Raw genomic sequence first — 25,041 nt, 5'->3', positions numbered from 1 at the left:
GACAGGCCAATGCTTGTCGTCTCTTTCGGCATCAGCTTGCAATGGCAAGTCGCTACGCCCTGCGGGATGATTAGTGCGTCCGGTGGCGTTTCATCTGATCTCAGGCCAGGCGTCGGATCTGAAAGGTGCCGATGCTTGTTGCCGCTTCTATCGGTCGGCGCCTTGCTTGCTGGCCGAGCCTATGACGCCAGCATGAGGGTCATCGAGCCGATGCAGCGAAAGGGGATATATATCGTTATCCTCTCCCAACCAGGGCGTCACGTGCGGCGTGACTATGATCGGACGTTGTACAAGGATAGACAGCTGATCGAGAATTTCTTTGTCAAACTCAAACAGTCTCCGGCCATTGCCACACGATACGACAAGACTGCCTGCGACTTCCTCGGCGCGATCTATTGGGTCGCATCCCGCGTTTTACTCAATTGATGACAGGTTCTAGGCATGGCCTGAAAAAGTCAGGAATTTGAGATCGGCGACTTTTGACGCAATGGGTTGGCCACGCAAAAGACCAGGGAATGGGCGTGTGTAGACTTTCCCTGGATTAACCGCGGAGTTTGGGCGCCGGCATTTGGATGAAGGACATGCCGCGATCATGCGCGGCAGTAATGCGTGAGGCGGCCGAGTGGCATACCAGCGGCGCAACCAACCTGCGCGGGGCGGTTGCGCCGATGCAAGGCGGGCGAGTGTGCCCGCTTTCATTCGTTGATGTCGTGCGATGTTGCCGCGCCGCTCAGTGCAGCGACTTGATCGTCAGGTCCAGGGCATCCTGGCCGTTTTCGCGTTGCAGAATGCGCGCCGGTACTGGCATGTTCGGCACGACCCAGGCCACGATTTCCTTGGAGCCGTCGCTACGGCTGACTTTGGTCGCCTGTTCGGTTTTACCGTTGACGGTGATCGCTTCCTTGCCCACGACGTGGTAGGTCATCGATTTTGCGCGACCCTCTTCGACCATGCGGTAGCTCGGGGTTTTGCCGGCGTTGACGTCGCGCGCGATCGCCAGGTCGATCAGCAGCGCATCCATGTCGCCGGGCTGCAGCTTCACCGGGCCCTGGCGATCCGGCTTGAGGTCGCCCGCCCAGGTGGCCTGTCCGCTGCTCCAATCGTACTTGGCGGTCACCGTCTTCTTCTTGATCAGGAACATCGAACGGTCTTCGCTACTGAGCGGGCGCAACTGGCCGCCCTTGTCTTCGAATACGGTGACCTGGCTCAGGTCGGCAATCTGATTCTTGATTGCCAAACTGTAGCGCCAGCGATTGCCGCTTTCTTTGCTCAGGGTCATCACGCCGTTGGCTTGCATCCCCATGTAACTGGCCTGGTAATCGGCAGTGAACGGTTCCAGCGCCAACGCCGGCAGACTGGCCAGTGCCAGTAGAGCGGCGGCGAGCGCGGATAGTGGTCGAGCGATACGTGTCATGTTCAGGCTCCTTGATATTCGGTCAGGCGCAGATCGATGCGATCTTGACCGTCTTCGCGTTGCAGGATGCGCACCGGCGTCGGCACGCCGTTGGCGATCCACAGGATGGTCTCATTTTTGCCGCCATTGGTTCGCCAAACGCGCAGCGCGTCGTAGCTAAGGTCGCCGACCTGTACGGTTTCGGTGTGGTCTGCGGCGCGGTAGATGTGTTCGCGGACACGGCCAACGTCGACGAAGCGGTAGCGCATGGTCTTGCCCGGTTGCGCATCGCGCATCAGCGACAGGTTGATCAGCAGTGCGCTCTGGTCGCCGGGCTCCAGCCGGATCGGTGCCCGACGGTCTTCCTTCAGGTCGCCGTCCCAACGTGCCACGCCTTGGTTCCAATCGTAGGTGCCGGTGGCTTTCTTGCCGAAAAAGAGCGCTTTCTTGACCGTGCTCTGGCTTTGTGGAATGTAGTGGTCGTCGTGGACGGTAAACACCGTACTCTGCTCGATGTTCAAACCGAGGATGCTGGCAAAGCCGCTGCGCCCATGCACGTCCAGGTCCACGCGCCACTGTTGGCCGTCGGTATGCGCCACATCCATCCGCGCATCGCCTGCTGGCCGGCCCTTGTAGCGTGCTTCGTAGGTCGCGACGAAGGGCTGCAGTGGTGGTGGCGTCCATGCCTCGGTTGTTGGCGCTTCTCCCGCAGGCGGAGCCGGTGCGACGGGTGCAGCCTGGATTGGCGTATTCGTTGTTGGCGCCGCATGGTCGTGCAGCGTTTGTGCGTCGACGATGGACACCGACAGACACAGGCTGGATGCGACGAGGAGAGCGAACGGACGCGAAGCGAGCTTCATTGGATCGGCTGGCCTAGTCGGGAGGGAGGGGCGGCATGGTCGCCATCGCGGTGGCGCGACAGTACGCTCACGGCTGCAGGATGTCCTGGCAATCTAGGCGCAGCGGACTAAACCGGCACTGACCGTCGAGCCAGGCCCTGCCGTCGCGTTCAGTCAGACGTCCGGCGGCGGCCAGTTGCAGAACCGCGCACAGCAGCCGGTGTTCGCGTGGCAGTAGCCGTTGCGCGAGGTCGTCCGCTTGGTCGCCGGGTTGCACCGGCACTCGCACCTGCGCGATCACCGCGCCGGCATCCAGTTCCGGAATCACGAAATGCACGCTGGCACCGTGTTCCGTGTCGCCAGCGGCCAGTGCTTGCGCATGCGTATGCAGGCCACGGTACTTGGGTAGCAGCGAGGGATGGATGTTGAGCAGGCGTCCGGCGAAGCGATGCACGATGCTGGTACCCAGGATGCGCATGTAGCCGGCGCAGACGATCCAGTCCGGGCGTGTCGCGGCGATCGCCTCGCCCAAGGCGTGATCGAACGCGGCACGTTCGGCGAAGGCTTTGGGCGTGGCCGACCAGCGCTGCGCCGGCGCCACTTTGGTCAAGGCCGGCGCCTCGGGACGGTCGCTGAACACACCGACCACCTCGGCGTCCAGTGTGCCCGCCGTGATCGCGTCGAGAATAGCTTGCAAATTGGAGCCGCGGCCCGACACCAGGACGGCCAGTCGGATGGTCATCGTCCCGGCTCCCGCAACAGGTCGGCGGGTGCGGTGGTCATGTTCGCCATGCGCATCCTCACGCCGATTGGGCGAACAACTGCTTGACCGAAGGCCGTGTCAGCACCAGCAGGGTAAACACGCCGAGCACGGTGCCGAACGGCATCATCACGCAGGACAGGCCCGCGACGATCACGCAGTAGGTGTGGCGGCGGCGCGCGCCGAGACAGCGCCCGGCATAGAGCATCGCCGCGGCCAGGCTGAGCCCGGTCACGATGAGCAGGCTGGCGATCACCACGAAGATCCAGGCGACCAGATGTGCCTGCTCTGCCAGACGCATCTGCGCCGCGTTGGTTGCAGTCATAGGCAGGCGGCCGTTGAGCATCATCAGGCCGATGCTCAGATGCAGCACCGGGATCAGCGCGAACACGCCGGTCAACCCGCCGATCACGTAATGGCCGATGCCGAGCATGCGCAGATGCTCGGCGTCCTGGTTCGGCGCGCCGACGATGGCGTCAGCCGATGTGGACACGCGCGTCCCCGCTGGCCGTCACGACTGCGCCAATTTGCCAGTGGGCCAGGCCATGGGCGTCCAGGCTGCGTTCCAGCGCGGCGACCTGGTCGGGCGCGGCCACCAAGACGAAGCCAATGCCGCAGTTGAAGGTGCGCCACATTTCGTTGTCGGCCACCGCGCCTTCGCGCTGCAGCCACTCGAACACCGGCGGCAGGGACCATGCGCTGGCGCGGATGTCCAGGCCCAGGCCGTCGGGGATCACCCGGATGATGTTCTCGCTCAGGCCGCCCCCGGTGATATGCGCCATCGCATGGATCGCCTCGCCGTGCGCGCGTAGCAGTGCCAGGATCGGCTTGACGTACAGCGCGGTCGGCAGCATCAGTGCATCGGCCAGGGCGACGCCGCCGACCTGCAGATCGGCCGGGCGTCCGGCGCGGTCGTAGATGCGGCGGATCAGCGAATAACCGTTCGAATGCGGGCCGGACGAGGCGATGCCGATCAAGACATCGCCCTGGCGTACCTTGGCACCGTCGAGCAACTGCGACTTTTCCACCGCGCCCACGGTGAAGCCGGCCAGGTCGTATTCGCCGGGCGGGTACATGTCCGGCATTTCCGCGGTCTCACCGCCGATCAGCGCACAGCCGGCCAGTTCGCAACCGCGGGCGATACCACCGACCACCGCCACGGTGGTCTCCACGTCGAGCTTGCCGGTGGCGAAATAATCCAGGAAGAACAGCGGTTCGGCGCCTTGCACCAGCACGTCGTTGACGCACATGCCGACCAGGTCGATGCCGATGCTGTCGTGCCGTCCCAACTGCTGCGCCAGCTTCAGCTTGGTGCCGACGCCATCGGTGCCGGAGACCAGGACCGGCTCGCGGTACTTGCCGGACAGGTCGAACAGCGCGCCGAAGCCGCCCAATCCGCCCATCACTTCGGGTCGGAAGCTGCGTTTGACCAAGGGTTTGATGCGTTCGACGACGGCATTGCCGGCATCGATATCGACACCAGCGTCGCGGTAGGTCAACGGGGCGGCGGCGGAAGGCGGGGGAGTGGTCACGGGCGGTGGGTTCGGCGGAAAGATGGCGATTTTAACAGGCCACGTTGGCGCTACGGCTGCATTCGCGCAACAATTCGCCCCGGATACGCCGAGCACTGGACCCTTCGATGCGCCGCAGCCTTGCTTTTCTCTTGTCTTTCGCGCTGTGCCTGCCTGCCATGACCGCTCTGGCCCAGGCCGATCTGCGCACCGAGGGCGATGTCGCCAGTGCACACAGTCCTTACGAAGCCGAGGTGCCGGTCAACAGCCAGAGCGATGCCGACCGCAGCGGAGCGCTGGCGCGCGCGCTGGGTGTCGTACTGGGCAAGATCTCCGGTGACCGGGCCGTGATGTCGCGGCCCGGAGTGACCCAGGCGCTGCGCAATGCCAAGAACGTCGTGGACAGCTTCGACTATCGCCAGGACCAGGGCACCTCGCCCAGTGGCGCGCCGAGCTTCCGCACCATGTTGGTCGCGCGCTTCCGTCCCGAAGAGGTGGACAGCCTGGCCGAGGCGCTGGGTCTGCCGATCTGGCCGCAGCCGCGGCCCAAGCCGGTGGTATGGCTGGCGATCGACGATGGCAGCGGCCCGCGTCTGGTCGCCATCCAGCAGGCCAACGCTGCGCGTAGCCTGCTCGATCGGGCCATCGAGCGCGGCTACCGGCTCGGGTTGCCCAGTGGTACCGCTGCCGAACAGGCGCTGGCCGGCGCGATCTGGCGTCAGGATACCGCCGCCGTGGCCAACGCGTCCGCGCGCTACAGCCCGCCAATGCAACTGATCGGCAAGCTGTACCGCGGCAATGCCGGCGGCTGGACTGCGGACTGGACCTTCGTGGATGGCGGCAAAGTGCTGGCGACGTGGTCCAGCAGCGACGCCGACGCGCGCCGCGCCATGGCCAGTGGTGCCGATGGCGCCGCCGATGTGCTGGTCAAGCACTATGCCAGGACCGTCAGCACCGGCCCGGCCGGGATTTATCGTGTGGTGATCACCGGCATCCGTAACGCCGACGATTACCTGCGTGCGTCCGCAGCACTGCAGAACGTGTCGGTTGTCCGGCGCATCGTGCCGATCCATGCCGAAGGCGACCGCCTGGAATTGGATCTGGATCTGCTCAGCGGCATTCCCGGACTGAACCGCATGCTCGGCGCCGACAGTGACTTGCAACCGATCACGACTCCGGTCGAAGGGCCGGTCGTCCTCAACACCGAGCCGACCGAGTACCGTCTCAAATGACGTTGTTTTCGCAAGTTGAGGTCGTGTTGTTTCTGCGCGGGTTGCAAGGGCTGGCAGGCGTTGTCGCAGGCTTGTGGGGAGTATCGCGGCTTGCACCGATGCTGACGCCAATGGCCCTGGCGCTGCCGAGCTTGTGTGGGACATTGCTGGCGCTGCCGGTGGCTGCGGTGCGCAAGGCGTTGTTGCATGATCTGCATGCGCAGGATCGGCAGAGCGGGTTGTACGCTGGCGAGACTTCGACGTTCCTTGCGTTGCTCTTGCACATCCCCGCAAAGCTGTGAGCGTGCCGCAACTGCCGTTGGCCTTGCGCTATCCACCGGAACAGCGCCTGGATCGTTATATCGGTGCGCCTGCGGGGTTGCTGGCGCACTTACATGCGGTCGCGGCCGGTGTCGCGGCCGACTGGGTTTACCTGTCAGGCCCCACCGGCACCGGCAAGACCCATCTGGCGTTGGCGCTGTGCGCCGCCGCCGAGCAGGCCGGACGCAGCGCCGCCTACCTGCCCTTGCAGGCCGCCACAGGCCGTTTGCGCGATGCACTGGAAGCGCTGGAAGGGCGTGACTTGGTCGCGCTGGACGGATTGGAGGCTGTCGCCGGCCAGCGCGAGGACGAAGTAGCACTGTTCGATTTCCACAACCGCGCGCGTAGCGCTGGGGTGACCTTGCTGTACACCGCGCAGGCGATGCCCGACGGTTTGGCCTTGTGCCTGCCCGATCTGCATTCGCGTCTGGCGCAGTGCACGCGCATCGCGTTGCCGCCGCTGGAGGATGCTGATCGTGCGGCGGTGCTGCGCGAGCGTGCGCAGCGGCGCGGTCTGGTGCTGGAGGATGCGGCGATCGACTGGTTGCTGACGCATGTCGGACGCGATCTGGCCGGTTTGATCGGTTTGCTGGAGCGTCTTGACCGCGAATCGCTGGCGGCACAGCGCAGGGTGACGCTGCCGTTCCTGCGCCGGGTATTGCAGCGCTCTGCATCCGGGGCAGGTCAGGGGCCTGAACATGCAAACGGGTAAATGCCGTGGTGGCTCTGGTAGCGGCACCAGGGGCGCAGCGTTTCAGCAGCCCTGTGTCCCGAGTTTCAACGCGGTATTCAGTTCGGCCAACCGTTGTGGCGTACCCACATCGGTCCAACGGCCGCGATGATGCAACCCGTGGATACGGTCCGCGTGCATGTGTGCGCGCAGGATCGGCGCCAGTGGGAAGCGTGGCGGCGTACCGTGGTCGCTGGACGGATCGAAAGCCGCCTGCCACTCGCGCAGCACGGCGGGTCGATAAACGCCGATGCCGGCGTAGGTCAACAGCGGCGCGCCGTCGCTGCGCACGCGCGCATCCGGCAATAGTGCGAAGTCGCCGTGCGCGGCATAAGCCGGTGGATCGACCAGCACCAGTTGCGCTAAAGCAGGCGGCTCTGCACTGAGTTGTGTGAAATCGAAATCGCTCCAGATGTCGCCGTTCACTAGTAAAAACGGTGCATCGCCGAGCAACGGCAAGGCATGCAGCATGCCGCCGCCGGTTTCCAGTGGCGTAGCGCCTTCGTGGGAATAGACGATGCGCAGCCCGAACGCGCTGCCATCGCCGAGCGTGCGCGGGAATTGTTCGGCCAGCCACGAGGTATTGATGATCGCCTCGTCGATGCCCAGCGCGGCGAGCTTGCGCAGGTGCCAGACGATCAATGGCGTGTCGCCGACGCACAGCAGTGGCTTGGGCGTGCGTTCGGTCAGTGGGCGCATCCGTTCGCCGAAACCGGCGGCGAAGATCAGTGCCTTCATGTGCCGGATTCCGCGCGCTGTGCCAGTGCGGGCTTGATCCGCGTATCCAACAACTCCTGCAGCGGCTGCAGCGTGGGATGTCGTGGTAGCACCTCGTCGAGATAGCCGATGAAGCGCGGTACGTTGTCCAGGTACCAGGCTTTGCCGTCGCGGTAGTTCAGTCGCGCGAAGATGCCGAGATTCTTCAAATGACGCTGCACGCCCATCCAGTCCGCGTCGCGCAGGAACTGCGCCAGCGGCGGCAGCGTAATTCCAACGTGCAAGGCGCGCGCGTGATAGCGCGTCAGCCATGCGTCCACCTGCGCCAGTGGCCAGCTCACCGTGGTGTCCTTGAACAGACTGATCGGATCGTAGGCCACCGGCCCACGCACACAGTCCTGGAAGTCCAGTACCGCCGGACCGTCAATCGCCGGCATCAGGTTGCGCGGCATGAAGTCGCGATGTACCAGCACCTGCGGTTGCGCCAGCGCGTTGTCCATCAGTTGCCGTTGCACGCCGCGCAAGGCGGCGCTGTCTGCGGCGTCCAGGGTCAGTTGCAGGTGACGTTGCAGGAACCATTCCTCGAACAGGCCAGCGTCGCGCTGCAACAGCGCTTCGCCGAAGACACCCAGATCCGTCGGTGGTGCGATGGCCTGCAAGCGGAGTAACTGGCCCAATGCGGCATCGAATTGCGCATCGGCGGTGCTTGCATCGAGGATCTGCGCCAGGGTCGGCTGGCCCAGGTCTTCCAGCAGCAGGAAGCCGGCATCGATCTCCTGCGCCAGGATCGCGGGCACGCGGACGTCGCCGCTGTGCAACAGCGTGTGCATCCGCAACCACGGCCGCACGTCTTCCAGATCCGGCGGTGAGTCCATCACGATGCGGCTTTCCCCCGCGCCTTCGCTGCGCCAGTAGCTACGCTGGCCGGCATCGACCGAAGCGCGTTGCAGCGTTGCCTGCGGATCGTGCAATACCGCCCGTGCCCAGCTCAGGCGGTGCGCGGCACGTGTCGCGGTGGCGTCGGGAACAGCGGAATTGGCACTCATCGGCGGGCTGTGGTGGACATCGGTGGCACAGCGTAAACGCGCGGCACCGGCCTGGCGAGCGCTACCCGCCGCTCAGCGTTTGCTCGAAAACAGCCGCAGCAGTGCGAGCACGGCGATGGCACCGAGCACCGCGCCAAGGAAACCCGCCGGCTCGCCGCGTCTGTACCAGCCCATGTAGTGTCCGAACCAGCCCGCCAGCAAGGCGCCGGCGATGCCGAGCAGGATGGTGAACAGACAGCCGGAGCGACCGCTGCTGGGGCCGAGGATACGTGCCAGTAGGCCGACCACGAAGCCGGCCAGGATGATGTAGAGCCAGCTATCGCTGTCGAACAACGTGTGCATGGAAGCGTTCCGAACATGGGAAGTGAGGCCGGATCCTGCCAGATCGGGTGCGCTGACGGCGTCGATGCCGGGTGGCCGGGCGTCAGGTCTTTCAGGAACGGTGCAGTTGCGCTGCCGCTCGCCCGGCCTTGCTGGTGAGCCTCAGCAGCAGCCGTGTCCGCCATGTTGTTCGCCACCGGCCATCACCGCGCTGCCGGTGGTCTCACCGCGCAGGCTGGCGGCGTGATGGGCGGCGATCACTCGTGAGACACAGGCGGTCACCCGCTTGCCCATCGGAATATCCAGGAACTCGTTCGGTCCGTGCGCGTTGGAATGCGGGCCGAGCACGCCGGTGATCATGAACTGCGCATCGGGGAACTTCTCGCCGAGCATGCCCATGAACGGGATCGAGCCGCCTTCGCCCATGTACATCGCCGGCTTGCCGAATGTGGCCTGCGAGGCGGATGCGATTGCTTCGCTCAGCCACGGCGCCTGCGTCGGCGCGTTCCAGCCGGAGGAGGACTTTTCCAACGCCAGCGACACTTGCGCGCCGCAGGGTGGATCGCGCAGCAACACGTCCTCGAGCAACGTGCCGGCGTGCTTGCCGCTCAGCGTTGGCGGCAGCCGCAGCGATAGTTTGACCGCCGTCTGCGGGCGCAGCACATTGCCCGCCGATGCAAGTGTTGGCATCCCATCGACACCGGTGACCGACAGTGCCGGGCGCCACGTGCGGTTGAGCACCAACTCGGCCAGGTCTTCGTGCATGGGCTGCATGCCCGCCAGAAATGGGAACTTGTCGTAGACCGTATCGCCGAGCACCTCGGCGGCCTTGCGTGCCTGCCGCCGCCGCTCGGCAGGAATGTCCACGTGCAGGCCCGCGATCTGGATCTGGCCGGTGGCCTCGTCCTCCAGTCGCGACAGTAAATGGCGCAGGATCCGGAAGCTGGACGGCACCACCCCGGAGGCATCGCCCGAATGCACGCCCTCACTCAGCACCTTGACGCTGAGATTGCCGCTGGCCAAACCGCGCAGGGAGGTAGTGCACCACAGTTGCTCGTAGTTACCGCAGCCCGAGTCCAGGCACACCACCAGCGATGGATTGCCGATGCGCCCCGCCAAGTGATCGACATAGGCAGGCAGGTCGTATCGTAGCTGCCCGATTCCTCGCACGCCTCGATCAACACGACGCATCGCGCATGCGCGATGCCCTGATCCTGCAACGCCTGGATCGCCGCCAGCGAACCGAACAGCGCATAGCCATCGTCGGCGCCGCCACGGCCGTACAGGCGCTCGCCCTTGAGCACGGGGGTCCACGGCCCCAGGTCCGCATCCCACCCGGTCATTTCCGGCTGCTTGTCCAGGTGGCCATACAACAGCACGGTATCGTGGCCGGTGGCGTCGCGGCTTGCCGGCACCTCCAGGTAGAGCAACGGCGTGCGTCCCTGTAGTTGCACGACCTCCACCTGCAATCCGGGGATCGCTTGCGCCTTCGCCCACCGTTGCATCAGTTCCACTGCATCGGCCATATAGCCGTGCGCGACCCAGTCGGGGTCGAACATGGGCGATTTGTTGGGAATGCGGATGTACTCGACCAACTGCGGGACGATGTCGTCGTCCCATTTTTCGCTGAGGAAACGCTCTATCTTGGCGTTGTCCATGGGAGTACTCCAGCAGTTTTTATCCAGATATCCATCCATTCTACGCTTGGAGTTGCGTGTAGGGGTTTTCCTACACTACGACGCGTCGTTTACCTGCTTTTTCCTGAGTGTTGTCGCGATAGGATGTCCCCATGTGGAGAGCGATGCTGATCACGCCGGTAAGGAACGCCCCGGCGAAGTCCTCATCTAAGTCACAAGGAGTGTTGCCATGCAGTCTTTTATCGTAGTGCTGAAGTCTCTGGTCGTTGCTTTGTTGTTGTCCGGTTCCGCATTTGCTGCGGAAAAAGTCAACATCAACTCCGCTGGTGCGGCGGAAATCGACCGCGTATTGATGAACGTTGGGGCTTCCAAGGCCCAGGCGATCGTCGATTACCGACAGGCACACGGGCCCTTCAAAAGTGCCGAGGAACTGGCGCATGTGAAGGGGATCGGGCTCAAAACGGTCGAACGGAACCACGACCGGATTGATGTGGGGGCCATGAAGGCCGCTACGCCGACGGCAGCCAAGACGGTAGCCGCCAAGCCGGTGAAAAGGCAGTAAAGGGATTTCAAAGAGAGGATAGGGTTGGCGCTGGATGCGCGGCCACGACCTTGCTGAGCAGGATGCTTGGGGGATGGCAGGACGCCGACATGGAAGTACATCATCGCCCGGTGGTGCACATTGACGTGCAGCCGGGCGATGTTTTTTGGCGAGTGGTTTGCCGACGTTGTGAATCCCCATCACCAAAATGATGTGGGCGCTGCGATGAAAGACGGTGTGGTGCAATTCGTGCATGCGCGGCACGATGCAGGTATGGCGCTTGGAATCGTGCAGAATGCACTCATGGATTGGTGCAACCTCCCTGCGCGGGTGATTCCCGCCAACAGTTATCGCCGCGAACGCTGGCGCAACGGACTCGGTTGGACCCGGGAAATCCTCCGCTTACCGATGTCCGGCGAGCAGTGGGTGTTGCGCCTGTCGATCGCCGAGATCGAGCAGGACGCCGCGTTTTCGGTTTTTCCAGGAATCGATCGCGAGCTGGTCCTACTGCACGGCGAAGGTGTGCGCCTGTGTTTCGAGGATGGTGTCCAGCACGTGTTGCAGCAACCTTGCGCACGCTTGCGCTTTGCAGGCGAGCGTCCATTGCGTGGCGAACTACTCGCAGGCCCGACCCACGATTTCAACGTCATGTGGCGTCGCGACCGCGTGCGCACGCAGGTGCTGCACCGGCCTCTGGTTGGGTCAATGCTGTTCTTTGCCGAACCAGGAGTTGCCTGGGCCGTTTACTTACTGGCAGGGCAGGCACACTTCGACGATGCCAGTGGATTGCCGCCGCTAGAAGCTGGCGACAGCGCATGGTTGGCTGCCGATGCGCGACAACGCTTTGCTTTGAGCGGCGGTGGAGAAGTCCTGGCCATTCGGATCGAGCCGCTCACCGCGTCTGCGGCCTGACGTCAGGCACGGTTGTGCTGTGCTTGTGGCGCTGAAGCTGAATATGTCCATGCTGGCGCTGTGCAGCGGAATATGACGGAGCCACGAATAAAAGGTGGTGATTGGCTGCGTGCAATGAAAACGCTGTGGCCCATGGATGGCGTGGTATCGATCTAACGTTGTCGTGGCGACGGCAAAAGCTGGGCGACGATCCGCTGGTGTTGCAGTGGACTTGCACTTTGAGCGGCAAGTGGTATCTGTTCGAGCCGCAACGTCTCGGCACTGCTATCGCGCGTTGAATCCAATGACGATGGCTCCCTCGAAGCAGGCCATGTCAAAGTGCGCACCGTGAGTTCGCGAGCGACTGGTATGGATGCGATTAAAGTCCGGATAGAAGTATGCGTTGCAGTAGGGCATTTCGATTCGCTTGCGGGAAAGCCAGACGGTGGCGCGGTGCAAACGCGATGCAACGGCAAGCACGATGCCATTTGGACGGCGGATTATTGATAGAATCGCGCCGAACCTGATACATAAATAAGGAGTGGAAAATGAGTAAGCCGTTGTATGCAAGTATGCTGATGGTGGCCGTCGCGTTGTGCGGTTGCACGGGCGCAGGTTCGGGCGCTGGCGCTGCGGCGCAGGCGTCTGCCGCGCAGACGCAGGGACCGGTGGCAATTCGGCAGATCCTGCTGGGCGGGGAAAGCGGCACGCTCAACGCGGGTCAGCCACCCAAGCCGGTTACGCCGCAGACCACGGTTGTCGCCACTGTCGCGTTGAATGCTGCCGCGCGCGAGCCTCAGCCTCTCTCGCTGCGCCTGATTGATGTGTCCAACGGCAAGACGGTTGGCGAACAACATGCCGTCATCGCGGCAGGGGCGGAGTCGGCGCGTTTCGAGTTCAAACCAGCGCAATCCTGGACGTCGGGCCGACATCTGCTGGAGGCTCGCCTGGGCCAGGCAGGCAAAGTCTTTCAGCGGGAATTCGATGTCGTGCCGGAAATGGCGGGTGGTCACTCCGCGCCGGGTGTGTGAGCGCTCCGCGCTGTAGCGTCCTCAAGTGCGGATAGGAAGGCGCGCAGGTCGCTTTGCTCCTGCGTCGTCAGCGTGATCGGGGTGCCGCGCGTGAGGCTGCGGTAATAGATTTCCCGAAAGCTGGGCGACGATCCGCTGGTGTTGCAGTGGACTTGCACTTTGAGCGGCAAGTGGTATCTGTTCGAGCCGCAACGTCTCGGCACTGCTATCGCGCGTTGAATCCAATGACGATGGCTCCCTCGAAGCAGGCCATGTCAAAGTGCGCACCGTGAGTTCGCGAGCGACTGGTATGGATGCGATTAAAGTCCGGATAGAAGTATGCGTTGCAGTAGGGCATTTCGATTCGCTTGCGGGAAAGCCAGACGGTGGCGCGGTGCAAACGCGATGCAACGGCAAGCACGATGCCATTTGGACGGCGGATTATTGATAGAATCGCGCCGAACCTGATACATAAATAAGGAGTGGAAAATGAGTAAGCCGTTGTATGCAAGTATGCTGATGGTGGCCGTCGCGTTGTGCGGTTGCACGGGCGCAGGTTCGGGCGCTGGCGCTGCGGCGCAGGCGTCTGCCGCGCAGACGCAGGGACCGGTGGCAATTCGGCAGATCCTGCTGGGCGGGGAAAGCGGCACGCTCAACGCGGGTCAGCCACCCAAGCCGGTTACGCCGCAGACCACGGTTGTCGCCACTGTCGCGTTGAATGCTGCCGCGCGCGAGCCTCAGCCTCTCTCGCTGCGCCTGATTGATGTGTCCAACGGCAAGACGGTTGGCGAACAACATGCCGTCATCGCGGCAGGGGCGGAGTCGGCGCGTTTCGAGTTCAAACCAGCGCAATCCTGGACGTCGGGCCGACATCTGCTGGAGGCTCGCCTGGGCCAGGCAGGCAAAGTCTTTCAGCGGGAATTCGATGTCGTGCCGGAAATGGCGGGTGGTCACTCCGCGCCGGGTGTGTGAGCGCTCCGCGCTGTAGCGTCCTCAAGTGCGGATAGGAAGGCGCGCAGGTCGCTTTGCTCCTGCGTCGTCAGCGTGATCGGGGTGCCGCGCGTGAGGCTGCGGTAATAGATTTCCCGTTGTATTGCCGCATCCAGCGACGGCACACTGCCATCGTGCATATAAGGCGCGGTGCGGGTGACATTGCGCAGCGTGGGTGTGCGGTAGGCCGACAGGTTTTCGCCTTGGCCGTCCACGGCGAAACGCCCTAGCGCCGCCATCTCCGGATCCGAGAGCACCAATTCTGCAAGCGGAATTCCCTGCTGCCGTTTGGCTTGAAAGGTCGCGATGGTGGTTTTTACGTGGCCTGCCAGTTGTTCCAAGCCGACATTGGAGTGATGAAAGCGATTATCGGTGAAACTTGCTGGCGTGCCGTCGAGCCGATGGCACGCCGCGCAGTCGGCTTTATCACGGAAGATCGCCAGGCCGCGACGTTCTGATTCTGTCAGCGCGCTGGTGTCGCCGGCGGCATAGGCATCGTAGCGACTATGCCCGTTGCCGACAGAATGGAGATAGGCCAGGATCGCGCGCGAAATGCGCGCCTCATCGATATTGTCATCGCCGAAGGATGCTTGGAAGCGCTGCCGATAGGCTGGTTGGCGGCGCAGTAGGTCGACTACTGCGGTCATGTTCGGCTGCGCCATTTCCGCCCGGTTGGTGAAAGCGGCGACCGCCACGCGCTCAATATGATTTTCCCGCCCATCCCAGAAGTAATGCTGGAAATACGGCAAGTCCAGCAGGCTGGGCGCATTACGTGTGCCGACACGGCCGCCGTCCAGATGCGGAACCGCCTCGGGTTGGGTGAAAGCATAATCCGCACGATGGCACGTTGCGCAGGCCAGTGTGCCGGTCGCACTCAACGAGGTGTCATGGAACAGCGCACTGCCCAGCGCGGAGGTGGCCACAGCGGCCTGATGTTTTTCCCGCTGCTGCAGGGAGGTGAGCGCATAGGCCGCAGCCCCGATGGTGAGTGCGGTCCCTGCAAGCAGGCCGAGCCAGACGATCCGTCGCATATAGAGGTGGAAATGTTCTCGGGAGTTATCTAGTATAAAGGAGCCGGGGGGCCAGAATCATTCCGCTTGCGAGCGGCTGCCAATTGATAGTTCATAGGGGAAGATGTCGCATGGAAAGGCGATTGAGGGAGCGTGTTCTATCGGTTGGTAAGGGGGCCCAGCGTATTCGGTGGCGTGTCGCAGGTCCGCTGGGTGTATTGATCGGCTTATTACTGTGTTCGCTGTGCGCGTTGGCGACGTCCTACGTGTACGACGCGAGCGGGCGGCTGGTTGCGACCAGCAACGATACTGGCGGTAGCGCTCGCTACAGTTACGACAATATCGGCAACTTGGTTGCGGTCGATACGATCGCTGGCCAACTGGCGATCTTCGCGTTCAGTCCAGGGCGTGGCGCGCCAGGCACACCGGTCACGATCAAGGGTCAGGGCTTCAGCGCGACCGCCAGCCAGAACGCGGTCCAGTTCAACGGGGTGGCGGCGACGGTATCGGCTGCCAGCAGCACCCAACTGACCGTGGTCGTGCCCTCCGGCGCCACCACCGGCCCCATTGCGATCACCGTTGGCAGCGCCACGGCCAGCAGTGCCGTGAACTTCATTGTGGACCCAGCTGCGACGAGTCCGACCATCGACACGGTCGCGCCCAACTTGCTGGCGATCGGCGAATCGGTCACCAGCACGGGTAAAGGATTTTTGCCTGCGCAGGGGCAGACCTCGACGTTTCTCAATGCACGCGCGGTATCGCCGACGACATTGTCGAACACCACGATTGTCTTCCCGGCACCAGCCAACGTTGGCAGCGGCAAGGTCACCGTCACCACGCCATACGGTTCTGCGACAAGCGCGCAGGATGTGGTGGTTGTTCCTGCGGGGATCGACAAGACGCAGATCGAATCGATCAAACGCCTGACCATTGGTGCCGCGCCGCAAGCCATGAGTGTCACTGCAGCGGGAAATTCGCTGGCGGTGCTCTACGATCTGACGGCTGGCGATTATCCAAGCCTGCAGTTCAGTGGGCTCGGTGCGGTGTCGGTCAGCTACACCCTTTACGGTCCGACGAATGCCAAGCTTGCCTCTGACTCGGTAAGCGCCAGCGCTGCGAGCGCGCATCTGCCCAGAGCGACCACCAGCGGCACTTATCTGGTGCTTTTGACGCCGTCCCAGGCGCCTGCGACGTGGCAACTTGCCGTCGAGAAGGCCACGCCACTGAATGTCAACGGCGCGCCGTTGACGCAACCCATCATCGGCACCGCGCAAAGTAAACGATTCGTCTTCAATGCAGCCATCAGGCCAGAATCTTGACCTTGGCCTGAGTGAGGTCGTGACGCCGAACGCGAAATCGAGCATATATTTGCAAGTGTTCGATTCTGACGGCAGTTTTGTGGCCTTAAATCATTGCTATGCGCATAAGCAAGGCTGTGAGGTGAACCTGTCCACCCTGCCCGACATAACGAAACGCCCTTGCACGTATAATACGGTGAAATGCCCTTACACTTATACTGCGGTGGTGTCGCCGCCGTCAGACGGCGACCAGACCATGCAGTTCACGGCCACGCTCTCGGCCGATCTTGCAGACAGAGCGCCGGTTGATGGCACACCGCGGAGTTACGCCACCACCGAGCCTGGGCAGTACGTATATCTGAGTTTCACCGCCACGGCAGGGCAGAACCTTGGATTTGCGCTGAGCGACATTGTGACGCCGAATGCGACGTCACCAATCTATATGCAAGTGAGCGATTCTGCTGGCATAGTTGTGGCAAGCAGTGAATGCGACGTTGCGAATAACGGCTGCCAGGCGAACCTGTCCAACTTGGCGGGAGGCAAGTATACCGTGGAGGTGTCGCCGCCGTCGGACGGGGACCAAACGATGCAATTCAAGGCCACCCTATCGGCCGATTTCGTCGACAGCCTGCCGTTGAACGCAGCCAAGCCGATGAGCCTGACACGGCGTGGCCAAAACGCTCGCCTGCGCTTCAGCGGTAAAGCTGGGCAACAGGGACTGGCACTGCAAGTCTCGGGGCAGAGCACGGTGCCAGCCAATGCCTATGTCTATTACACCATCTATGCGCTGGCCTGAGTGAGGTCGTGACGCCGAACGCGAAATCGAGCATATATTTGCAAGTGTTCGATTCTGACGGCAGTTTTGTGGCCTTAAATCATTGCTATGCGCATAAGCAAGGCTGTGAGGTGAACCTGTCCACCCTGCCCGACATAACGAAACGCCCTTGCACGTATAATACGGTGAAATGCCCTTACACTTATACTGCGGTGGTGTCGCCGCCGTCAGACGGCGACCAGACCATGCAGTTCACGGCCACGCTCTCGGCCGATCTTGCAGACAGAGCGCCGGTTGATGGCACACCGCGGAGTTACGCCACCACCGAGCCTGGGCAGTACGTATATCTGAGTTTCACCGCCACGGCAGGGCAGAACCTTGGATTTGCGCTGAGCGACATTGTGACGCCGAATGCGACGTCACCAATCTATATGCAAGTGAGCGATTCTGCTGGCATAGTTGTGGCAAGCAGTGAATGCGACGTTGCGAATAACGGCTGCCAGGCGAACCTGTCCAACTTGGCGGGAGGCAAGTATACCGTGGAGGTGTCGCCGCCGTCGGACGGGGACCAAACGATGCAATTCAAGGCCACCCTATCGGCCGATTTCGTCGACAGCCTGCCGTTGAACGCAGCCAAGCCGATGAGCCTGACACGGCGTGGCCAAAACGCTCGCCTGCGCTTCAGCGGTAAAGCTGGGCAACAGGGACTGGCACTGCAAGTCTCGGGGCAGAGCACGGTGCCAGCCAATGCCTATGTCTATTACACCATCTATGCGCCGGATGGGTCGATATTGACTAGCATGCTGGTGGGATTGAGTGGGGGCGGAACCTTGAACCTGTCCAAGTTGCCTTCGGATGGGACGTACACGGTTTTTGTCGACCCGTATTACGGCGAGACGGCGAATGTGACCGTGCTGCTCTTGGCGCCGATCAACGGCACCACGCCGGCTGACGGCAAGCCGGGCAGCTATGCCACGACACTGCCTGGGCAGAACGTCTATCTGAGTTTCACCGCCACGGCGGGGCAGAACCTCGGCTTTGCACTGAGCGACATCGTGACACCGAATGCGGCGTCGTCCATCCTTTTGCAAGTGAGCGATTCCGCCGGCACTTTTGTGGTCGGCAAGTATTGCTATGTGATGAAAAACGGCTGTCAGGTGAACCTGCCCAACCTGGCGGGCGGGACGTATACCGTGGTGGTGTCGCCGCCGTCGGATGGCGACCAGACGATGCAGTTCACGGCCACGCTCTCGGCCGATCTCGCTGACAGCCTGCCGTTGAACACGGCCAAGACGATAAGCCTGACACGTCGGGGCCAGAATGCCCGCTTGAGCTTCAGCGGCACAGCAGGACAGCAGGGGCTTGCGTTGAGCGTCTTGGGGCAGAGTACGGTGCCAGCCAATGGGTATGTCGACTACACCGTTTACGCGCCGGATGGGTCGCAAGTGAACAGCACGGTGAACAACACGCAGATCACTACGAGTGGCATCTTGAATCTGCCAAAGCTGCAGATGACAGGCACGTACACGGTTTTCGTCGATCCTGCCTCCGGTGAGACGGCCAATGCGACCGTGCAGATATCCTCGCCGATGACCGGCACCATACCCGTCGACGGGACGACTGGCATATACGCCACCACCGTGCCTGGGCAGAACGTCTACTTGAGTTTTACCGCCACGGCTGGACAGAACCTGGGATTGGGGTTGAGCGATATCGTGACGCCGAACGCGGTGACGAATATCTCTCTGCAAGTCTTCGATCCCGCGGGCAAGGTGCTAAACAGCCAATACTGCTATGCAACCGATAATGGTTGTCAGGTGAACCTATCCAACTTGGCGGGAGGCACCTATACAGCGTTAGTGTCACCGCCATTTGATGGCGACAAAACGATGCAGTTCAAGGCCACGCTCTCGACCGATCTCACCGATCAACTGACGCCGGGTACAGCCAAGTCTGTGAGTATTACGCGTCTTGGCCAGAACGCTCGTCTGAGTTTTAATGGTACGGCGGGACAGCCGGCAGTGACGCTTGGCATCTCGGGGCAGACCACAGGGCCGGCCAATAGTGTTGTTTACTATGTTGTCTACGGTCCAGATGGGTCGCAATTGAATAGCATAGCGTTGCGAACGGATGGGACGTTGAATCTGGGCACGCTGCCTGCCACAGGGACGTATACGGTGTTTGTCGATCCTAGCTACGGTGAGACGGCCAGCGCGACGCTACTGCTCTCGTCGGCGATCACTGGTACGTTGCCGGTCGACGGTACGCCGGGTAGTTATGTCACCACGGTGCCGGGGCAGAAGGTGTATCTCAGTTTCAACGCGACGGCCGGGCAGAACCTGGGGTTTGCGCTGAGCGACATCGTGACGTCGGATGTGACGTCAAATTTGGGATTGAATTTGTTCGATCCCTCCGGCAACAGCGTGAACAGCGAAGGATGTACAGCCAAGGACGGTTGTGCATTGAATCTCCGCAGTATGGTGGGAGGAACCTATACGGTGGTGGTGTCGCCGCCGTTAGACGGTGATCGGAAAATGAAATTCACCGCCACGCTGTCTACGGATCTCACCGACAGCTTGACGCCTGGCACCGCCAAAGCGGTGAGCCTGACGCGTCGTGGCCAAAATGCTCGTTTGAGCTTCAATGGCAAGGTAGGCCAGACATTGGCGTTGCGCGTTTCGGGGGAGACCACTGTGCCAGTCGGGCGCGATGTCCAATACACCGTCTACGCACCTGATGGATCGCAAGTGAACAGCCTGTGGGTCAGTAGTACGAGTGGCAGTGGCGCCATGAGCCTGCCCGCGCTGCCGTCGGACGGGACGTACATGCTCTTCGTCGATCCTTTTTACGGTGAGACAGCCAACGCGACGGTGCTGCTCTCGTCGGTGATCACCGGCACGGCGTCGGTCGATGGTACGCCAGGCAGCTATTCCACCACGGTGCCTGGACAGAGCGTCTATCTGAGTTTTGACGTCACCAGCAACGGGCAGAACCTGGGGTTCGCGCTGAGTGACATCGTGACGCCGAATACGACGTCGAGCATGTCACTGCAAGTCTTCGATTTCATCGGTAATACGATGATCAGCCAATCCTGCTTCGCAGCCAATAACGGCTGCCAAGTGAATTTGCCTAACCTGATTGGGGGTACGTATAGCGTGGTGGTGTCGCCACCATCGGATGGCGACCAAACCATGAAGTTCACCTCCACGCTGTCCACGGATCTCACCGGCAGTCTGGTGCTTGGCACAGCCAAATCGGTGAGCTTGACACGGCGCGGCCAGAATGCGCGTCTGAGCTTCAACGGCACGGCGGGACAGCAGTCGCTGGCGCTCAATGTGTCCGGGCAAAGCACGGTGCCGACGGCGCGCGGTGTCTATTACACGGTCTATGCGCCGGATGGGTCGCAATTGAACAGTGCGTCGATTACGGCCAGTGGCAGCGTGAGCCTGCCCAAGTTGCCGGCCACCGGCACGTATATGGTCTTTGTCGATCCTGGTTATGGCGAAACCGCCAGCGCCAGCCTGTTGCTCTCGTCCTCCTCGGCCATCACCGGCACGGTGCCGGTCGACGGTACGTCGGGGAGCTACACCACCACCATGTCCGGGCAGAAGGTGGCGCTGAGTTTCACCGCCACTGCCGGGCAGAACCTGGGGTTTGCGCTGAGCGATATCGTCACGCCGAACACCACGTCGAATCTGTCCCTGCAAATCGCCGATTCCGCCGGCAACGTGGTGGGCAGTCAGACCTGTGCGGCGGCCAATAACGGCTGTCAGGTGAATCTGTCCAGCCTGAAGGCGGGCACGTACAGCGCCGTGGTGTCGCCGCCGACAACCGGTGACCAAACGATGAAGTTCACCGCCATGCTCTCCAGCGATCTCACCGACAGTCTGGTGCTTGGCACGGCCAAATCGGTGAGCCTGACGCGGCGCGGCCAAAACGCCCGTCTGAGCTTCAGCGGCACGGCAGGGCAGCAGTCGCTGGTGCTCGGTATTTCCGGGCAAACCACGGTGCCGACGGGGCGCGGTGTCTATTACACGGTCTATGCACCGGACGGATCGCAATTGAACAGCGCGTCGATCACTGGCAGTGGCAGTTTGAACCTGTCCAAGCTGCCTACGACCGGCACGTATATGGTCTTTGTCGATCCTGGTTACGGCGAAACGGCCAGCGCCAGCCTGTTGCTCTCCTCTTCCTCCTCGGCCATCACCGGCACGGTGCCGGTCAATGGCACGCCGGGGAGCTATGCCACCACGGTGCCTGGGCAGAAGGTAGCGTTGAGTTTCACCGCCACCGCCGGGCAGAACCTGGGCTTTGCACTGAGCGATATCGTCACGTCGAACACGACGTCGAACCTGTCCTTGCAAATCGCTGATTCCGCCGGCAACGCGGTGGGTAGCCAGACCTGCGCGGCAGCCAATAACGGCTGTCAGGTGAATCTGTCCAGCCTGAAGGCGGGGACGTACAGCGTGGTGGTGTCGCCGCCTTCAAACGGTGACCAGACCATGAAGTTCACCGCCACGCTGTCCACCGACCTCACCGATAGTCTGGTGTCAGGCACGGCCAAGGCAGTGAGTCTCACGCGCCGCGGGCAGAACAGCCGCCTGAGCTTCAGCGGCACAGCGGGTCAGCAGGGGCTGGCGCTGCGGGTTTCGGGGCAGAGTACGGTGCCGGCCAGTCGCACGGTCGATTACACGGTTTACGCGCCGGATGGATCGCAATTGAACACCCAGTCGGTGGCGACGAACGGGACCTTGAACCTGTCCAAGTTGCCAACGACCGGCACGTACACCGTCTTCGTCGATCCGCATTATGGCGAGACGGCCAGCGCCAGCGTCCTGCTTGCGTCGGCCGTCACCGGCACGATGACGGTCAATGGCACGCCGGGCAGTTCCGCCACCACGGTACCCGGGCAGAAGGTGTACTTGAGTTTCACCGCCACTGCTGGGCAAAACCTGGGCTTTGCACTGAGCGACCTGGTGACGTCGAACACGACGTCGACCATGTCCCTGCAAATTGCCGATCCCACTGGCAACGCAGTGGGCAGCCAGACCTGTGCGGCAGCCAATAACGGTTGCCAGGTGAACCTATCCAACCTGAAGGCGGGGACTTACAGCGTGGTGCTGTCGCCACCGCCAGACGGCGACCAGACCATGAAATTCACTTCCACGCTGTCCACGGATCTCACCGATCGCTTGGTGCTGGGTACGGCCAAGGCAGTGAGCCTGACGCGCCGCGGGCAGAACAGCCGCCTGAGTTTCAGCGGCACGGCGGGGCAAGGGTTGGTGCTGCGGGTCTCGGCGCAAACCACGGTGCCGGCCAGTCGCGCGGTCGATTACACGGTCTATGCGCCGGATGGAACGCTCTTGAATACGGTCTCGGTGAGTGCGAGCGGGTCGTTGAACCTGACCAAACTTCCGACCACCGGCACGTACACGGTCCTCGTCGATCCGCACTACGGTGAGACGGTCAGTTCACAACTGCTGGTGGGAACCGGCAGTCGCTCTCAAGCCAAGGAAATCTCCCATGCCAACCCCTAAGATCGCATTGAAAGGATGGATATGCAGCGTCGGCCTGGGGATGGTCGCGGCCTTGGCGAGTGTGCCCACCGGCTGGGCGCAGCAGGGTGCCGGCGCGCCGCGTGCCGTATCGACGTCGGCGTCCGCTGCGTCGGTAATGGCGTCCACGCCACCGCGCGTGGTGCTGGAAGGCGGTCGGCTGCTGCGGCTTGATGCCACGGGTCAAACACTGGTCTTGATGGCCGCGGATAGCCCGCATCCCCTGCGCAGCTGGCAGATGCTGGAACCACGCCAGGGTGCCAGCCTGACCCGCCTTGCCGATGGTCGGGTGTTGCTGTGGGGCGGCGCTGGCGCCGATGGAGCGCTGCGCAAGACCGGCGTGCTGATCGATCCGCAGCAGGACGGCTGGGTGCCGACGGCACTGGACGGGGTACATCCGCGCGCCGCCCATAGCGCCACGGTGTTGAGCGATGGCCGCCTGCTGGTGGCAGGCGGCAAGGGCGCTCCCGATCATGCGCAGCTATGGGACCCGCGCACGCAGCAGGTGACGGAGATCGCCATGCCGGCGCGGGTGGGTCAGACTGCCACGCTCCAGGCCGATGGCAAGGTGCGCCTGTCGGGTGGCACGGATGGCCGTGGTCAACCGGCGTCGCAGGATGTGGTGTTCGATCCGGCCACGGGAATCTTCGCCTCGGCGGGCCCGGTGGGCGCGGCGTTCGGCACGCCGCTGGCGGTGGCCGCGGCCTCGCCGAAGGATCAGGACGCGCAGGTCGATCCAGCTACGCGCATCGCGCTGCGCTTCACGCGCCCGGTACGCAGCAGCGAGGTGAACGGCTCCACCGTGGCCCTGATGGGTCCAGCGGGTCCGGTCGAGGCGCGGGTGATGACGGCCGAAGGCGGGCGTCTGGTGTTCGTGCAACCCGATGCGTTGCTGTTCCCCGGCACGGATTACACGGTGATGGTGGACGGCCTACATGGGCTGGATGGCGCGGCGCTGCCGCTGTCGGTGATCGAGTGGAAGACTGCAGCGAGCGCGGCGGCGCCTACCGTGCAGGCGCCTGGCGTGGCCGCACGGCCATCGGCGACGCTGTTGGGCTGCGGCCAATCGCACCCGTTGCCGTGCCGCGCGCATGCGCTGCTGGCCGATGGCACCTGGCGTCCCGGCCAGGACAACACCGATGCGCGCTGGCGGGCGCCCGGCGCACAACCGGCGCAGCCGGCGCTGAGCGCGTTGGAGGCGGTGGCGATGGCGAGCCAGCGCACCAGCGTCAGCGGTCAGGTGCTGTTGGTGGATGGTCAGCCCATCGCCGGGGTGGCGGTCAGCGTGGGCAAGCAAATCACGCACACCGATCCTACCGGTCGGTTCGTCCTGTCCGGCCTGCCCACCGGCCACCAGGAACTGTACGTGGACGGCAGCGCGGCCAATGCCGCCGGGCGTCAGTACGGCGAGTTCGTGGTCGGCGTCGATCTGCAGGCCGGGCAGCTCACCCGGCTGCCCTACACGATGTACCTGCCACGGATCAGCGCCCGCGACACCACCGCCATCGCCTCGCCGCTGAAGCAGGATGTGGTGCTTACCCATCCGGATATGCCGGGCCTGCAGATCCACATTCCGGCCGGCACGGTGATCCGCGACCGCAAGGGCGCGCTGGTGCACCAACTCTCCATCGTGCCCACGCCGGTCAACCGGGCGCCGTTCCCGGTGGCGAGCAACTACCCGATGTACTTCACCCTGGAACCGGGCGGAGCCACGGTGCAGGCGCTGACGCCGCAGGCGGCACAGGGGATCAAGATCCTATACCCGAACTACGACACGCTGGCTACCGGCACGCGGGCCAATTTCTGGATCTACGACCCGTCCGATGGCTGGCGGGTGTACGGGCAGGGACGGGTGACCAGCGACGGCACGCGTATCGCCCCGGAAGGCGGGGTGGCGCTGTACAAGACCATGGGCGCCAGCTACAGCATCAGCAGCGGCATCCCGCCACCGGAGCCGGACACGCCGCACTGCAGCGATGGCTGCGGCAAGGAGGCTGGCGGTGGCGGCGCGACGGCGGGCGATCCGATCGACCTGTACACCGGAGAATTTTCCTATACCGAGACCGACGCGGTGGTGCCGGGCCTGTCACCGTTGGTAGTGACGCGCTCCTATCGCCCGCGCGACCCCTACAAGCAGGACTTCGGGATCGGCACGGCGGCCAATTTCAGTTACACGCTCTACGTGCCTCAGACCAATTTGCAGCATGGGTGTCCTGGCGGCGGTCAGTGCTCTACCACGGATTACAACCACTTGCAACTGGTGCTGCCTGGCGGCATGCCGGTGACGTTTGCACGTGTGTACGGTTCATACATAGCTGGGCAATGGCAGCAGACCGGCTCGGTCTCCGGGTATGCCGGTGCGACCATCACCCAGGGCACCTCGCGCGGCCACGGCTACCTGCTGACGCTGCGCGACGGCAGCATGATGTATTTCAACCAGTATTCGCCTAACCGGCTGGAGTGGAGCCTCGACCACTTCGGCAAC

At 63.0% G+C, this 25,041-nt stretch carries 21 protein-coding genes and 2 pseudogenes; 12 read left to right on the top strand and 11 right to left on the bottom strand.

The features are described 5' to 3' along the window. Nucleotides 1-79: 79 nt before the first annotated feature. A pseudogene (locus tag XANALMUS060_RS13985) lies at nucleotides 80-426 on the top strand (IS5/IS1182 family transposase); the annotation flags it as partial. 304 nt (nucleotides 427-730) lie between these two features. Here XANALMUS060_RS13985 and XANALMUS060_RS13980 read toward each other — a convergent pair. The 5 genes from XANALMUS060_RS13980 to purM form a co-directional block, all read right to left on the bottom strand. Beyond that, nucleotides 731-1,414 carry a DUF3108 domain-containing protein gene (locus XANALMUS060_RS13980; RefSeq protein ID WP_045738954.1) on the bottom strand — a complete coding sequence of 228 codons (684 nt, stop codon included), beginning with the start codon at nucleotides 1,412-1,414 and terminating at the stop codon, nucleotides 731-733. A 2-nt stretch (nucleotides 1,415-1,416) separates the two neighbouring features. Next, complete coding sequence (locus tag XANALMUS060_RS13975) at nucleotides 1,417-2,253, bottom strand: DUF3108 domain-containing protein (RefSeq protein WP_052688171.1); 837 nt, start codon at nucleotides 2,251-2,253, stop codon at nucleotides 1,417-1,419. A 67-nt stretch (nucleotides 2,254-2,320) separates the two neighbouring features. Continuing rightward, complete coding sequence (purN, locus tag XANALMUS060_RS13970) at nucleotides 2,321-2,974, bottom strand: phosphoribosylglycinamide formyltransferase (protein ID WP_045738953.1); 654 nt, start codon at nucleotides 2,972-2,974, stop codon at nucleotides 2,321-2,323. A gap of 58 nt (nucleotides 2,975-3,032) precedes the next feature. Next, on the bottom strand, nucleotides 3,033-3,425 hold the full coding sequence (locus XANALMUS060_RS13965) for a hypothetical protein (RefSeq protein ID WP_235430510.1): 393 nt from the start codon (nucleotides 3,423-3,425) through the stop codon (nucleotides 3,033-3,035). Nucleotides 3,426-3,468: 43 nt separating this feature from the next. Beyond that, nucleotides 3,469-4,491 (bottom strand): phosphoribosylformylglycinamidine cyclo-ligase, encoded by a 1,023-nt coding sequence (gene purM / locus XANALMUS060_RS13960; protein ID WP_200894057.1) that lies wholly within the window; start codon nucleotides 4,489-4,491, stop codon nucleotides 3,469-3,471. Nucleotides 4,492-4,619: 128 nt separating this feature from the next. Here purM and XANALMUS060_RS13955 point away from each other — a divergent pair, with 128 nt between their 5' ends. Genes XANALMUS060_RS13955 through hda form a run of 3 tightly spaced genes read left to right on the top strand, consistent with a single transcriptional unit; the run spans nucleotide 4,620 to nucleotide 6,747 of the window. After that, the gene (locus XANALMUS060_RS13955) at nucleotides 4,620-5,735 is read left to right on the top strand and encodes a DUF2066 domain-containing protein (protein ID WP_045738976.1); all 1,116 of its coding nucleotides are present in this window, start codon (nucleotides 4,620-4,622) and stop codon (nucleotides 5,733-5,735) included. Continuing rightward, nucleotides 5,732-6,016: a hypothetical protein gene (locus XANALMUS060_RS13950; RefSeq protein WP_152640513.1), complete on the top strand. Its 285-nt coding sequence runs from the start codon at nucleotides 5,732-5,734 to the stop codon at nucleotides 6,014-6,016. The genes XANALMUS060_RS13955 and XANALMUS060_RS13950 overlap by 4 nt, the downstream gene beginning before the upstream one ends. Then, a complete protein-coding gene (gene hda, locus XANALMUS060_RS13945; protein WP_045738949.1) occupies nucleotides 6,013-6,747 on the top strand; it encodes a DnaA regulatory inactivator Hda in 735 nt (244 codons plus the stop codon). The genes XANALMUS060_RS13950 and hda overlap by 4 nt, the downstream gene beginning before the upstream one ends. 42 nt (nucleotides 6,748-6,789) lie before the next feature. On the opposite strand, the gene murU is transcribed toward hda, so the two are convergent. The 4 genes and pseudogenes from murU to XANALMUS060_RS13925 all read right to left on the bottom strand — a co-directional run bounded on the left by murU (nucleotide 6,790) and on the right by XANALMUS060_RS13925 (nucleotide 10,507). After that, a complete protein-coding gene (gene murU / locus XANALMUS060_RS13940) occupies nucleotides 6,790-7,503 on the bottom strand; it encodes an N-acetylmuramate alpha-1-phosphate uridylyltransferase MurU (protein WP_045738948.1) in 714 nt (237 codons plus the stop codon). Then, on the bottom strand, nucleotides 7,500-8,528 hold the full coding sequence (locus XANALMUS060_RS13935) for a phosphotransferase (RefSeq protein WP_045738947.1): 1,029 nt from the start codon (nucleotides 8,526-8,528) through the stop codon (nucleotides 7,500-7,502). The genes murU and XANALMUS060_RS13935 overlap by 4 nt, the downstream gene beginning before the upstream one ends. A 72-nt stretch (nucleotides 8,529-8,600) precedes the next feature. Continuing rightward, nucleotides 8,601-8,870, bottom strand: a complete 270-nt coding sequence (locus XANALMUS060_RS13930) for a GlsB/YeaQ/YmgE family stress response membrane protein (protein WP_045727976.1) — start codon at nucleotides 8,868-8,870, stop codon at nucleotides 8,601-8,603. 141 nt (nucleotides 8,871-9,011) lie between these two features. Further along, nucleotides 9,012-10,507, bottom strand: a pseudogene (locus tag XANALMUS060_RS13925) (M20 family metallopeptidase). A gap of 208 nt (nucleotides 10,508-10,715) precedes the next feature. Between XANALMUS060_RS13925 and XANALMUS060_RS13920 the strand changes: the two are divergent. From XANALMUS060_RS13920 to XANALMUS060_RS13905, 4 genes are all read left to right on the top strand, one after another. After that, nucleotides 10,716-11,048: a helix-hairpin-helix domain-containing protein gene (locus tag XANALMUS060_RS13920; protein WP_045738946.1), complete on the top strand. Its 333-nt coding sequence runs from the start codon at nucleotides 10,716-10,718 to the stop codon at nucleotides 11,046-11,048. Nucleotides 11,049-11,330: 282 nt separating this feature from the next. Further along, nucleotides 11,331-11,939: a HutD family protein gene (locus tag XANALMUS060_RS13915; protein WP_082065142.1), complete on the top strand. Its 609-nt coding sequence runs from the start codon at nucleotides 11,331-11,333 to the stop codon at nucleotides 11,937-11,939. Nucleotides 11,940-12,466: 527 nt separating this feature from the next. Beyond that, entirely contained in the window at nucleotides 12,467-12,949 is a 483-nt protein-coding gene (locus XANALMUS060_RS13910; protein WP_045738945.1) for a hypothetical protein, read from the top strand. Nucleotides 12,950-13,417: 468 nt separating this feature from the next. Then, entirely contained in the window at nucleotides 13,418-13,900 is a 483-nt protein-coding gene (locus XANALMUS060_RS13905; protein ID WP_045738945.1) for a hypothetical protein, read from the top strand. Here XANALMUS060_RS13905 and XANALMUS060_RS13900 read toward each other — a convergent pair. Further along, complete coding sequence (locus tag XANALMUS060_RS13900) at nucleotides 13,879-14,949, bottom strand: cytochrome c peroxidase (RefSeq protein ID WP_045738944.1); 1,071 nt, start codon at nucleotides 14,947-14,949, stop codon at nucleotides 13,879-13,881. The two genes, XANALMUS060_RS13905 and XANALMUS060_RS13900, sit on opposite strands and share 22 nt — an antisense overlap. 421 nt (nucleotides 14,950-15,370) lie before the next feature. After that, nucleotides 15,371-15,544 (bottom strand): hypothetical protein, encoded by a 174-nt coding sequence (locus tag XANALMUS060_RS22145; protein WP_235430509.1) that lies wholly within the window; start codon nucleotides 15,542-15,544, stop codon nucleotides 15,371-15,373. A gap of 49 nt (nucleotides 15,545-15,593) precedes the next feature. Here XANALMUS060_RS22145 and XANALMUS060_RS22140 point away from each other — a divergent pair, with 49 nt between their 5' ends. The 4 genes from XANALMUS060_RS22140 to XANALMUS060_RS13880 form a co-directional block, all read left to right on the top strand. After that, the gene (locus XANALMUS060_RS22140; protein ID WP_235430507.1) at nucleotides 15,594-16,247 is read left to right on the top strand and encodes a hypothetical protein; all 654 of its coding nucleotides are present in this window, start codon (nucleotides 15,594-15,596) and stop codon (nucleotides 16,245-16,247) included. Next, nucleotides 16,222-17,022: a hypothetical protein gene (locus XANALMUS060_RS13890; protein ID WP_152640512.1), complete on the top strand. Its 801-nt coding sequence runs from the start codon at nucleotides 16,222-16,224 to the stop codon at nucleotides 17,020-17,022. The genes XANALMUS060_RS22140 and XANALMUS060_RS13890 overlap by 26 nt, the downstream gene beginning before the upstream one ends. A gap of 554 nt (nucleotides 17,023-17,576) precedes the next feature. After that, nucleotides 17,577-22,538: a PPC domain-containing protein gene (locus XANALMUS060_RS13885; protein WP_235430506.1), complete on the top strand. Its 4,962-nt coding sequence runs from the start codon at nucleotides 17,577-17,579 to the stop codon at nucleotides 22,536-22,538. Beyond that, the coding region (locus XANALMUS060_RS13880) for a DUF6531 domain-containing protein (RefSeq protein ID WP_200894055.1) at nucleotides 22,525-25,041 on the top strand (2,517 nt) is incomplete at its 3' end. The genes XANALMUS060_RS13885 and XANALMUS060_RS13880, both read left to right, overlap by 14 nt.

This window comes from Xanthomonas sp. MUS 060 (genome assembly GCF_000963215.1).
Lineage (GTDB): Bacteria > Pseudomonadota > Gammaproteobacteria > Xanthomonadales > Xanthomonadaceae > Xanthomonas_A.
This window is presented reverse-complemented; position numbering and strand designations above follow the sequence as displayed.